General features: G+C 72.3%; 9 protein-coding genes. 5 read left to right on the top strand and 4 right to left on the bottom strand.

Annotation, left to right across the window (positions count from 1 at the left end; all coding sequences use genetic code 11):
• Nucleotides 1-5 precede the first annotated feature (5 nt).
• On the bottom strand, nucleotides 6-2,309 hold the full coding sequence (locus ABCS02_RS02155) for an FdhF/YdeP family oxidoreductase (RefSeq protein ID WP_345833969.1): 2,304 nt from the start codon (nucleotides 2,307-2,309) through the stop codon (nucleotides 6-8).
• Complete coding sequence (fdhD, locus tag ABCS02_RS02150; protein ID WP_345833968.1) at nucleotides 2,309-3,166, bottom strand: formate dehydrogenase accessory sulfurtransferase FdhD; 858 nt, start codon at nucleotides 3,164-3,166, stop codon at nucleotides 2,309-2,311. Before fdhD ends, ABCS02_RS02155 begins: the two co-directional genes overlap by 1 nt.
• A gap of 99 nt (nucleotides 3,167-3,265) precedes the next feature.
• On the opposite strand from fdhD, the gene ABCS02_RS02145 reads away from it, so the two are divergent.
• The 5 genes from ABCS02_RS02145 to ABCS02_RS02125 all read left to right on the top strand — a co-directional run bounded on the left by ABCS02_RS02145 (nucleotide 3,266) and on the right by ABCS02_RS02125 (nucleotide 8,782).
• The gene (locus ABCS02_RS02145) at nucleotides 3,266-4,411 is read left to right on the top strand and encodes a molybdopterin molybdotransferase MoeA (protein WP_345833967.1); all 1,146 of its coding nucleotides are present in this window, start codon (nucleotides 3,266-3,268) and stop codon (nucleotides 4,409-4,411) included.
• A 96-nt stretch (nucleotides 4,412-4,507) separates the two neighbouring features.
• Nucleotides 4,508-6,736: a maltose alpha-D-glucosyltransferase gene (gene treS, locus ABCS02_RS02140; RefSeq protein ID WP_345833966.1), complete on the top strand. Its 2,229-nt coding sequence runs from the start codon at nucleotides 4,508-4,510 to the stop codon at nucleotides 6,734-6,736.
• A gap of 17 nt (nucleotides 6,737-6,753) precedes the next feature.
• The gene (locus ABCS02_RS02135; protein ID WP_345833965.1) at nucleotides 6,754-7,116 is read left to right on the top strand and encodes a metalloregulator ArsR/SmtB family transcription factor; all 363 of its coding nucleotides are present in this window, start codon (nucleotides 6,754-6,756) and stop codon (nucleotides 7,114-7,116) included.
• Nucleotides 7,113-8,165 carry a cation diffusion facilitator family transporter gene (locus tag ABCS02_RS02130; protein ID WP_345833964.1) on the top strand — a complete coding sequence of 351 codons (1,053 nt, stop codon included), beginning with the start codon at nucleotides 7,113-7,115 and terminating at the stop codon, nucleotides 8,163-8,165. Before ABCS02_RS02135 ends, ABCS02_RS02130 begins: the two co-directional genes overlap by 4 nt.
• Nucleotides 8,162-8,782 carry a cation transporter gene (locus ABCS02_RS02125; protein WP_345833963.1) on the top strand — a complete coding sequence of 207 codons (621 nt, stop codon included), beginning with the start codon at nucleotides 8,162-8,164 and terminating at the stop codon, nucleotides 8,780-8,782. The genes ABCS02_RS02130 and ABCS02_RS02125 overlap by 4 nt, the downstream gene beginning before the upstream one ends.
• A gap of 109 nt (nucleotides 8,783-8,891) precedes the next feature.
• Here the strand turns inward: ABCS02_RS02125 and mgtA are convergent, their stop codons facing one another.
• Nucleotides 8,892-11,534, bottom strand: a complete 2,643-nt coding sequence (gene mgtA / locus ABCS02_RS02120) for a magnesium-translocating P-type ATPase (RefSeq protein ID WP_345833962.1) — start codon at nucleotides 11,532-11,534, stop codon at nucleotides 8,892-8,894.
• Nucleotides 11,531-12,439, bottom strand: a complete 909-nt coding sequence (locus ABCS02_RS02115) for a universal stress protein (RefSeq protein ID WP_345833961.1) — start codon at nucleotides 12,437-12,439, stop codon at nucleotides 11,531-11,533. The genes mgtA and ABCS02_RS02115 overlap by 4 nt, the downstream gene beginning before the upstream one ends.
• Nucleotides 12,440-12,444 lie beyond the last annotated feature (5 nt).

Here is a 12,444-nt window from a genome sequence, read left to right as displayed (position 1 = left end):
GCGGCCTACCCCGCCACCGGCTCCAGCCGCACGATCACCGCCTTCGACACCGGCGTATTGCTCCCGGTGGCCGCGCTCTGCTGCGGCACCAGCACGTTCGCCTCCGGGTAGTACGCCGCCGCGCACCCGCGCGCGGTCGGGTACGACACCACGCGGTAGTTCCGCAGCACACGGTCGACCTCGTCCGCCCACTCGCTGTGGATGTCGACGCGCTGGCCGTCCGCGAGCCCCAGCTCGGTCAGGTCGTCGGGGTTCACGAAGATCACGTCGCGGCCGTTCTTGATGCCGCGGTAGCGGTCGTTGAGGCTGTAGATCGTCGTGTTGAACTGGTCGTGGGAGCGCAGCGTCTGGAGGATCAGCCGGCCCTCCGGGCGCTCCAGCGGCTCCAGCTCGTTGACCGTGATCATCGCCTTGCCCGTCGCCGTGTCGAAGCGGCGCTCGTCGCGCGGGCCGTTCGGGAGGACGAAGCCGCCCTTGCGGCGGACGTCCGCGTTGAAGCTCCCGAAGCCCGGGACGACGCGGCTGATGTGGTCGCGGATGACGTCGTACTCGGCCTCGAAGCCGGCCCAGTCGAGCTGGGGAGCTCCGTCGCGTGCCGCGAGCGTCGCCTGCGCGAGGCGGCACACGATCGCCACCTCGGACAGCAGCCCGGGCGCGACCGGCGGGATCCTGCCGTGCGTCGCGTGCACGGCGCACACGCTGTCCTCCACCGACAGGAACTGCGGGCCGCCGGCCTGGAGGTCCACCTCGGTGCGGCCGAGCGTGGGCAGGATCAGCGCCTCCTCGCCGGTGACGACGTGCGAGCGGTTCAGCTTGGTGGAGACCTGCACGGTCAGGCCGGCTCCGCGCATGGCCGCCTCGGCGGCGGCGGTGTCCGAGATCGCGGCGACGAAGTTGCCGCCCATCGCGAAGAACACGTCGATGTCGCCGCGCTGGAGGCCCTCCAGCGTCTGCAGCGCGTCGAAGCCGTGCGCGCGCGGCGGGTCGAAGCCGAACTCGGCCTGCAGGGCGTCCAGGAATTTCTCCGGCATCTGCTCCCAGATGCCCATCGTCCGGTCGCCCTGCACGTTGCTGTGCCCGCGGATCGGGGAGGCGCCGGCGCCCGGCTTGCCGATGTTGCCGCGCAGGAGCAGCAGCGTGATCAGCTCCTTGAGCGTCGCGACGGCGTTCTTCTGCTGCGTCAGACCCATCGCCCAGGTGATGATGACCCGCTCGGAGCGGATGTAGAGGTCGGCGAGGAGGTCGATCTCCTCCAGGGTCAACCCGGTGGCCTCCAGCACGGTGAAGTCGTCCAGCGTCGCGATGTGCGCGCGGAACTCCTCCAGGCCGAGGGTGTGCTCGGCGAGGAACTCGTGGTCGAGCACGGTGCCGGGAGCCGCGTCCTCGGCCTCCAGCACCCGCTGCGAGACGGCCTGCAACAGCGCCATGTCGCCGCCCGAGCGGATCTGCAGGAAGTGGTCGGCGATCTGCGTGCCCTTGCCGATGATGCCGCGCGGCTTCTGCGGGTTCTTGTAGCGGATCAGCCCGGCCTCCGGCAGCGGGTTGACCGCGACGATGGTGGCGCCATTGCGCTTGGCCTCCTCCAGCGCCGTCAGCATGCGCGGGTGGTTCGTGCCGGGGTTCTGGCCCATCACGACGATCAGGTCGGCCTTGCCGAAGTCGTCGTAGGCGATGGTCGACTTGCCGATGCCGATGGTCTCGCTGAGCGCCGTCCCCGTCGACTCGTGGCACATGTTCGAGCAGTCCGGGAGGTTGTTGGTGCCGAACGCGCGGGCGAAGAGCTGATACACGAACGCCGTCTCGTTCGCGGTGCGGCCGCTGGTGTAGAACGCCGCCCGGTCGGGCGACGCGAGGCCGTTCAGGCGGTCGGCGATCAGGGCGAAGGCCTCGTCCCAGCCGATCGGCTCGTAGTGGTCGGCGCCCGCCGGCTTGTGCACGGGCTCCACGAGGCGGCCCTGCATCCCGAGCCAGTACTCCGACTTGTCGAGCAGGCTGGTCAGCGAGTTCTCGGCCCAGAAGCCGGTGGGGACTGTGATCGGCGTCGCCTCCCAGGTGACGGCCTTCGCGCCGTTCTCGCAGAACTCCAGGATGTTGCGGTCACCCGGGTCGGGCCACGCGCAGCTCATGCAGTCGAAGCCGTTCTTCTGGTTGATCGCGGTCATCAGCTTCGCGGTGCGGGCCGGACCCATGTCGCGGATCGCCGGCTCCATCGAGTGCAGGATGGCCGGCACGCCGACGGCCCACTTCTTGTTGTGGCCGACCTCCAGGTCGGGGTACTCGTCGCCGGGGTTGACGTCCGTCTTGGGCATCAGGCCATCGCTTTCTGCTTCAGTTCCGTGACAGTGATCCGCTCGCCTCCGGAGTAGACGACCATCGACGACCCGCGGAGGAACCCGACGACGGTGAGGCCGAGCTCCCGGCCCAGATCGACCGCGAGCGACGACGGCGCCGAGACCGCCGCGAGGATCGGGATGCCGGCCATCGACGCCTTCTGGACCAGCTCGAAGCTCGCCCGGCCGGACACCATCAGCACGGTCCCGCTCAGCGGGAGGCGGTCCTCCTTGAGCGCCCAGCCGACGACCTTGTCGACCGCGTTGTGCCGGCCGACGTCCTCGCGCAGCACGAGCAGCTCGCAGGTCGCGGCGTCGAAGAGGGCGGCGGCATGGAGGCCTCCGGTCTTCTCGAACATCGCCTGCCCCTCGCGCAGCCGGTCGGGGAGCGTGGTCAGCAGCTCGTCGGTGACCGCGACCGGGTCGGCGTCGACCGGGTACGCGGAGCGGGTGCGCACGGCGTCGATGCTGGCCTTGCCGCACAGGCCGCAGGAGCTGGTCATGTAGAAGTTGCGGTCGAGGCTCGCGTCCGGCCGCGGGACTCCGGGCGCCAGCGTCACGTCGAGGACGTTGTAGGTGTTCTCGCCGTCGACCGTGCCTCCCGCGCAATAGCGGATGGCGCTGAGCTGGTCGCCATGCGAGATCACGCCCTCGGAGACGAGGAAGCCGGCGGCCAGGTCGAAGTCGCTCCCGGGTGTGCGCATGGTGATCGAGAGCGGCGATCCCGCGACCCGGATCTCCAGCGGCTCCTCGACGGCCAGCACGTCCTCGCGCCGGCTGCGCGATTCGCCGACGACGATGCGCGTGATCTGTTTTCGCGATGTCGTGCGACTCATGCCTCAGGCTTACCACGGCGTAGCGTTGTGACCCTACCGGAATGCCCGCGGCGGTCATTCGAATACTGCGGGAAGAGGATCGGGAATGGGCATGGCGCGGTGAGCGGGCACCACGGACGGCCGTCCTGGCAGGAGGCGCGGGCCATCGCGGCGGCGGCGGGGAGCGCGCTCCCGCCCGAGAGCGTCGCGCTGCACGACGCCATCGGGCGACGGCTCGCCGCCGACCTCGCGACGTCGATCGACCTCCCGCACTTCGCGTCGGCGGCGATGGACGGCTGGCTGGTCGCGGGCGACGGACCGTGGACGCTGGTCGAGGCGGACCCCGGGCGCGGTGAGGCCGCGCCGATCGTCACCGGCGCGCTCGTACCGGCCGACGCGTTCGCCGTGCTGCGCAGCGAGAGCGGCGAGGTCGCGGACGGCGTGCTGCGCTCGACCGTCGCGGGCGAGCCGAGGGCCGGCCACCACATCCGGCACCCCGGCACCGAGGCGCTGACCGGGGAACGGCTGATCGCCGCGGGCGCCCTGCTCAACCCGGCGCACGTCGCCCTCGCCGCGGCGACCGGAGCAGATGAGGTGCTCGTGGCGGCGCTCCCCTCAGTCGCGCTCGTGTTCACCGGCGACGAGGTCGTGACCTCCGGCCTCCCCGCGCCGGGGCGCGTGCGCGACAGCTTCGGTGTGCAGCTCCCCGCGCTGGTCGGGATGCTCGGCGGCCGGGTGACCGGCGTCGCGCGGGTGCCCGACCGGCTGGACGAGACCGTGGCCGCGCTGCGCGACGCCGACGCGGCGCTGATCGTGACGACGGGAGGCACCGGGGCGTCGTCGGCCGACCACCTCCGCGACGCCCTCCGCGCGCTCGGCGCTCGCCTCCTGGTCGACGGCGTGGCGATGCGGCCGGGCGGCCCCACCCGAATCGCGGAGCTGCCGGACGGCCGGCTCGTCGCGGCGCTCCCCGGCAACCCGCTCGCCGCGATGCTCGCGGCGATCACCCTCGGGGAGCCGCTGCTCGCAGGGCTCGCCGGGAGGCCTCCCGTGCCGACGCACCCCGCCGGCGACGCCGAAGCCGAGGGACGGGTGGGGACGACCGTGCTCGTCCCGTACTCAGAAGTCGACGGCCGGGCCGTCGTCGCCCGCTGGCGCGGCGCCGCGATGCTGCGCGGCCTCGCCGCCGCGACCGGCATCCTCATCGTCCCGCCGGACTCCCCCACCGAGTCCCTCCCCCTCCCCTGGCGCACCAACGAGACGTGACCATTCGCGGAAATCGCGGGTGCGATTTCCGCGATTGCTCACGTCTCGGCGGAAAGGGATACGGTGGCAGCGGCCGGAAGGGGCGAGAGGAGAGAGATGGACGAGATTGCGGAGGGTGCAGAGCCCGAATCGACCGAGATCACCTACGACGAACAGCTCTACCCCGCCCGGCCCCGCCGGCTGCGGCCCCGCGCGAACCTGCGTGGCGGCGCGATCCGCCGCACCGTCTCCGACCCGCGGGCGGCGAACGGGCTGAACCCGGCCTACGTGCAGTGGCTGGTCCGCCAGTCGATGCTCAAGGACGCCGACGTGCTCAGCCGTCAGCTCTCCGGTTCTCCGAGCATGTGGCGCAACCCGTACGCGCGGCCGGACGCGCGCCGCGCGGTGTCGACCTCCGACGTCTGGTTCACCGCATACCCGATCTCGCTCATCACCCGCAGAGACCAGAGCTTCCTCGCCGCCCTCGCGGACCCGGAGCTGTGGACCGTGTTCGAGCGGATCGGCATCAACGGCGTGCACACCGGCCCGGTGAAGCGGGCCGGCGGCATCCGGGGCTGGCAGGAGACCCCGAGCGTCGACGGGCACTTCGACCGGATCGGCACCCAGATCGACCCGATCTTCGGCGACGAGGAGACCTTCCAGCGGATGACGGACGTCGCGGAGGAGCACGGCGGCGTCGTCATCGACGACATCGTGCCGGGCCACACCGGCAAGGGCGCGGACTTCCGCCTCGCCGAGATGGCGTACAAGGACTACCCCGGCATCTACCACATGGTCGAGATCCCGCCGGAGGAGTGGCACCTGCTCCCCGAGGTGCCGGAGCACCGCGACTCGGTGAACCTCGACCCGGCGACGGAGGCCTCCCTCGCCGAGCGGGGCTACATCATCGGCGAGCTCCAGCGCGTCATCTTCTACGCCCCCGGCGTGAAGGAGACCAACTGGAGCGTCACCGCGCCGGTCGTCGGCGTCGACGGGGTGACCCGGCGCTGGGTCTACCTGCACTACTTCAAGGAGGGCCAGCCCTCGGTCAACTGGCTCGACCCGACCTTCTCGGGGATGCGGCTGGTGATCGGCGACGCCCTCCACTCGCTCGGCGACCTCGGCACGAGCGCGCTGCGGCTGGACGCGAACGGCTTCCTCGGCGTCGAGAAGAGCGCGGAGGGCCTCCCCGCCTGGTCGGAGGGCCACCCGCTCTCGCACGCGGCCAACCACGTCATCGCCGGAATGGTCCGCAAGGTCGGCGGCTTCACCTTCCAGGAGCTCAACCTGACGGTGGAGGACATCCGCGACACCGGCGCGGTCGGCGCGGACCTCTCCTACGACTTCATCAACCGGCCCGCCTACCACCACGCCCTCGCGACGGGCGACACGGAGTTCCTGCGGCTCACCCTGCGGACCTCGCTGGAGCTCGGGGTGGAGCCGGCGAGCCTGGTGCACGGCCTCCAGAACCACGACGAGCTCACCTACGAGCTGGTGCACTGGGCGACGCTGCACAAGAACGACCTGTATCCGTTCCGCTACCAGGAGCTGCCAGGCGGCGAGCTGGCCGAGCTGATCCGGTCGGAGCTGGTGGAGAAGCTGACCGGGGCGGCCGCCGACTACAACCTCGTGTTCACGACGAACGGGATCGCCTGCACCACGGCCTCCCTCATCGCCGCGACCCAGGGGCACACGACGCTCGACTCCATCACCGAGGCGGACGTCCCGGCGATCCGCGACGCGCACCTGCTGCTCGCCGCGTTCAACGCCTGGCAGCCGGGCGTGTTCGCGCTGTCGGGCTGGGACCTGCTCGGCGCGCTCACCGTCCCGCGGGACCAGGTCGCCGACCTGATCGCCGACGGCGACACCCGCTGGATCGAGCGCGGCGCCCACGACCTGCTCGGGATCGCCCCCGAAGAGGAGCGCTCGGCCTCCGGCATGCCGCGCTCGCGGTCGCTGTACGGCACCCTCCCCGAACAGCTCGCCCGGCCGGACTCGTTCGCGAGCGGGCTCCGCGACCTCCTGCGCATCCGCTCCCGCTACGGCATCGCCACGGCCCGCCAGGTCGACGTGCCGGACGTGGCGCACCCCGGGATGCTGGTGCTCGTGCACGAGCTGGAGTCGCTGGACGAGCAAGGCCTCCCGATCGTGCAGCTCACGGTGCTCAACATGAGCGCGGAGGCGGTGGACGGCACGGTGCGGTCGGACGCGCTGCCGCTCGGCGCGACGGTGATCGACGCGGGCGACGACAGCGAGGTGACGACGGTCGACAACCTGAGCAGCTTCCCGCTCAGCATCGGGCCGTACGGCGTGCGGTTCCTGGTGCTGCGCCGACCGGAGGCGTGATGTGATTTAATCTGCGTATGGATGCAGATAAGCCGATATGCGGACGTCTCCCCGACAGCCAGTTCGTCGAGCTCGCGGTCGAGGTGTTCGGGATGCTCGCCGACGCGACGCGGGTGCGCATCATCCTGGCGCTCCGCGACGCGGGCGAGCTGTCGGTGAACCACCTGGCGGACATCCTCGACAAGCAGCCGGCCGCCGTCTCCCAGCACCTGGCGAAGCTGCGGCTCGCCCGGATCGTGGCGACGCGCCAGGACGGCCAGCGGGTTTTCTACCGGCTGGAGAACGAGCACGCGAGCCGGCTGGTCACCGACGCGATCTTCCAGGCGGAGCACTCGCTCGGCGGGACGCCGCGGCACCACCACGAGGAGGCGTCGGCATGAGCGGGGAGACGCACACCCACCACGCGCACGAGCACGACCGCGGGCACGACCACGAGCACGGGCACGGGCACGGGCACGACCACGACCACGACCACGACCACGACCACCCCACCGGCTTCAAGGGCTTCCTCTACGGCCTCTTCGTCCCGCACTCCCACGACGCCGCCGACTCCATCGACGACGCCCTGGAGGCCAGCACCGAGGGCGTTCGCGCACTGAAGATCAGCCTGTTCGTCCTACTCGGCACCACGCTGCTGCAGGCGATCGTCGTCGGGTTCAGCGGGTCCGTCGCGCTGCTCGCCGACACCGTCCACAACTTCTCCGACGCGCTGACCGCGGTTCCGCTCTGGGTCGCCTTCGTGCTCGGCCGGAGGATGGCCTCCCGGCGGTACACCTACGGCTACGGCCGCGCCGAAGACCTCGCCGGCCTCTTCATCATCGCTGTCGTCGCGCTGTCGGCGGTCGTCGCGGCCTGGCAGTCGATCGACCGGTTCTTCCACCCGCACCCGCTGGAGAACCTCGGTTGGGTGGTCGTCGCGGGCATCATCGGCTTCGCCGGCAACGAGGCGGTCGCGATCTACCGCATCCGCGTCGGCCAGCGGATCGGCTCCGCCGCCCTGGTCGCGGACGGCGTCCACGCGCGCATCGACGGGTTCACCTCGCTCGCCGTGGTGGTCGGCGCGATCGGCGTCATGCTCGGCTTCCCGCTCGCCGACCCGATCGTCGGCCTCCTCATCTCGGCCGCGATCATCGTGCTGCTGTGGGGCACGGTCCGCAGCATCGGCCGCCGGCTCCTCGACGGCATCGAGCCCGAGCTCGTCGGGCGGCTGGAGCACGCGCTCGAAGACACCCCCGGCGTGACCGCGGTGCCGCGCGTGCAGCTCCGCTGGGTCGGCCACCGGCTGCACGGCAGCGCACGGCTGACCGTCGACGCCGCGACTCTGGCCGACGCCCAGCGCATCACCGAGGCCGCCCGGGCGCACGCCACTGCGCACCTCCGCAACCTGGACGAGCTGAGCCTCGAACTCGTCCCTGCGCAGCCTCGATGACCGACGCGGTGCTCGACCACGCGACCCGACGCCGCCTGATCCGGTTCGGCATCGGGCTGGAGGCGGTCACGCTCGGCTGGAACGTGGTCGGCGTGGTCGTGCTCGCCGTCCTCGCCTACACGAGCGCGTCGGTCGCGCTGCTCGGTTTCGGCCTGGACAGCCTGATCGAGATCTTCGCCAGCGTCGTCGTCATCTGGGAGCTGACCGGCGCCGGCGAGCGCCGCCAGCGTCTCGCCCTGCGGCTGATCGGCGTCGCGTTCGTGCTGCTGGCCGCCTACCTCCTCGTCCAGGCGGTCATGGCGCTGCTCGCCGGCCACCGCGCGGCCCCGACCCCCGGCGGCGCGGGCTGGACGGCGGTGACCGCGCTGGTGATGTTCGCCCTCGCCTTCGGCAAGGCCCGCACCGGCCGCCGGCTCGGCAACCCGGTGCTCATCACGGAGGGCCGGGTGACGCTGGTCGATGGCATCCTGGCGACCGCCGTCCTCGCCGGCATCGCACTCGACGGCCTGTTCGGCTGGTGGTGGGCGGACCCGGTGGCGGGGCTCGTCATCGTCGCGTACGCGGTGCGGGAGGCGGTGGCGATCTTCCGGGGCGGGGACAGCCACCCGGCCGAGTAGGACCGCCGTTGCCGCGCAGGAAGACACGTCGGGATCTCCTTCCCAGGAGGCTTCTGAAAGAGTTCCCTCGGCGAGTCAGCCGCATTGTCCTGCCCGCGAGAGCGCGGGGTCAGCCTGCCCGCGGCGAGCGTGTCGTGAACCGCGCGGCCCGCCGCGCCACCCGGTGCGGGTACGCCCGGCGGCGCACCGCGGGCGCCCGCGGGGCGCTCAGCCGGGCGTAGTACCAGACCTTCGCCAACTCCACGAGCACGAGGTACACCAGCACCAGGCCGACCAGCGCGAGGAAGAACAGCGCGGGCAGCGGCGTGAAGCCCAGCAGCCCGGCCAGCGGCGAGTACGGCAGCCAGGCTCCGACGGCCACCACCGCGAGCACCGAGACGGCGAGCGGCAGGGAGGCGCGGCTGCGCAGGAACGGCACCCGCCGCGTCCGGATCACGAACACGATCAGCGTCTGCGTCGCGATCGACTCGATGAACCAGCCGGAGCGGAACTCGGGCGGGGCCGCGTTGAACGCGAACAGCATGAGCCCGAACGTGGCGAAGTCGAACAGCGAGCTGATCGGGCCGAACAGCAGCATGAAGCGGCGGATCGCGCCGATGTCCCAGTGCGACGGGACCCGGAGCTGCTCCGCGTCCACGTTGTCGCTCGGGATGGCGAGCTGGCTGGAGTCGTAGAGCAGGTTGTTGAGCAGGATCTGGCCGGGCAGCATCGGCAGGAACGGCAGGATGACCGACGCGATCGAGGCGCTGAACATGTTGCCGAAGTTGCTGGAGGTCCCCATCAGCACGTATTTGATGGTGTTCGCGAAGATCCGGCGCCCCTCGGTGACGCCGTCGGCGAGGACGTCGAGGTCCTTGTCCAGCAGCAGCACGTCGGCGGCGTCCTTCGCCACATCCACGGCGGAGTCGACCGAGATGCCGATGTCGGCGCTGTGCAGCGCCAGCGCGTCGTTGACGCCGTCGCCGAGGAAGCCGACCGCGCGGCCCTTCTGGCGCAGGGCGCGGATGATGCGCGCCTTCTGCTCGGGCGAGACGCGGGCGAAGACCGTGGCGGCGCGGGCGGACTCCGCGAGCTGAGCGTCGTCGAGGGCGTCGACCGCCTCACCGGTGAGGGTGCCGGTCGCGGGCATCCCGAGCTCGGCGCAGACGCGCTCGGCCACGACGGCGCTGTCGCCGGTGGCGATCTTCACCCCGACGCCGAGGTCCGCGAGCCGCTGCAAGGACGCGCGCGCGTCCGGCTTCACGCCGTCCACGAACGCCAGGAACCCGCGCAGGGTCAGGCCGGTCTCGTCGCCGGGGGTGAGCGCGGTCAAGTCGCCGGCCGCCCTCGTAGCGATGGCGATGACGCGCGAGCCCGCGGCGTAGAGCTGCGACAGCGTGCCGGCCGCCGACGGGTCCGCCTGCGCGCAGAGCGGGAGGACGGACTCCGGCGCGCCCTTCACCACGACGATCGGCGCGGAGCCCGTGGCGGCGACCAGGGCTCCCGCCATCCGGCGCTCGTGGTCGAACGGCACGGCGTCCAGCCTCCGGTACGCCGCGACCGGAGCGGAGGCCGCCTCGGCGCTCTCCCACAGCGCGGCGTCGAGCGCGTTCAGGCCGACCGTCTGGGGCGCGGCGGGGTCGGTGTCGGTGGCGAGGAGGCCGAGCAGCAGCACCTCGTCGGCCTCGACGCCGTCGAGCGGGACCGGGCGGTCGAACACGATCCGGCCGGTCGTGAGCGTGCCGGTCTTGTCGGTGACCAGGAGGTCCAGATCGCCCAGGTCCTCGATGCAGACCATCCGCTTCACGAGCACGCGTCGCCGCGCGAGCGCGCGGGAGCCGGCGGCGAGGCTGGTGCTCACCACGGCGGGCAGCAGCTGCGGGGTGATGCCGACCGCGATGGCGAGCGAGAACAGCAGCGACTCGATGAGCGGCCGGCCGAGGAACAGCGCGGCCACGAAGATCAGGGTGGTCAGGATGATCGCGACCAGCAGCAGGAAGGTCGAGAACTGGCCGAGCCCGCGCTGGAACTCGGTCTGCGGCTGCTGCGTGCCGAGTCCGACGGCGATGCGGCCGAACTCCGTGGTCCCGCCGGTCGCGACCACGACGCCGACGCCGCCTCCGGCGTGGACGACGGTGCCCATCAGGGCGCAGCAGGCGAGGTCGCCGACGCCCGCGCCCTCCGCCACCGGGTCGAGCGACTTGGCCGCCGCGTGCGCCTCGCCGGTCACGATGCTCTCGTCGCACTCCAACCCGTTGGCCTCGATGAGCCGCAGGTCGGCGGGGACGACGGAGCCGACCGAGAGCACGACCACATCGCCGGGGACGAGCTCGGTGACGTCCACGCTGCGGCGCGTTCCGCCGCGCAGCACGATGGCGGTGTGCCTGAGTCGGTCGTGGAGGGCGTCCGCGGCCTGCTCCGCCCGGAACTCGTTGACGAACCCCAGCCCGACGCTGACCACGAGGATGACCGCGATGATGACGGCCTCCGTCCCCTGGCCGACGAACGCGGAGACGATCGCGGTCGCGAACAGCAGGATGAGGATCGGGCTGCGCACCTGACGGCCGAGCACGCGCCACGGGCGGGCGCGGTGGCCGCGGACCGCGTTCGGGCCGACTGCGGCGAGCCGGGCGGCGGCCTCCTCGTCGCTCAGGCCGGCGGCCGCGGTCCCCTGGCCCGCGAGTACGGCCGCTGCGTCCTGACAGGCAGAGACCCGGACCGGACTCGGCGCGGCGGATGCGAGGACCGCCGCCGTGCCCGGCGCCGCGCTCACCCGTCCTCGCGGCGCGCTCGCGCGATCACGACGGGGACGCGGACGTTCAGCAGCACGTCGTGGCCGACCGAGCCGAGCATGACACGCTTGGCGCCGTGGCGATCGCGGGTTCCCACGATCAGCATTCTGCTGCCTTGCGCCGCCTCCACCAAGCCTTGCGCGGGCGCCGCCTCGATCGCCTCGGCGCGGACGTCGATGCCCGGCCGACGCTCGCGTGCGCTCTGGGCGGCCGCGTCCACGATCCGCTGCCTCCGGTCGTCGAGCGACACCTCAGGCACCAGGCCCGCGAGCAGCGGGTTCGCGGTGTAGCCGACGCAGACCAGGCGCAGGCCCTCCCCGAGCGCCGCCGCCTCGTCCGCGGCGAACGCGACGGCCGTCTCGGCGGGCGCCTTGCCGTCCACACCGGCCACGACGCCCGACCCCTGGCCGGCCCAGCCGTGCGGGACGACGGCGACCGGGCAGGCCGCGGTCGACGCGACGCGGAGGTGCAGCGAGCCGGCGAAGCCGCGGTCGCGCTCCGGACGCGAGCGGGCGCCCACCACCAGGATGTCGGCACCGCGGGAGGCCGCCGTCAGCTCGGCGCCGACGTGGCCGTACAGGTACCGCGTGCCCACTTCGAGGCCGGAACGCCGGCGCGGCGCGGGCTCGGGACCGGTCAGGGCGGGCACCCGCGTCGACGCCTCCTCCGCGATCCGGAGCGCCGCCTCCCGCTCCGTCGCCAGCAGGGACTTCGCCGCAAGGATGAGCAGGTCGCTCGGGCCGTCCGCGTCGTCGCCCCAGGCGTGCGCGAGCACGAAGACCAGCTCCAGCCGGGAGCCGTCGCGGACCGCCCGCCGCGCCGCCCACTCCAGCGCCGCCCGGTGCTCGGCCCTGCCGTCGACCCCGACCATGATCGTCCCGGTCATCGCAT

It is taken from the genome of Microbacterium sp. X-17 (genome assembly GCF_039615055.1).
Note: the sequence above shows the minus strand (reverse complement) of the source record. Positions and strands in the feature narration are given on the sequence as shown.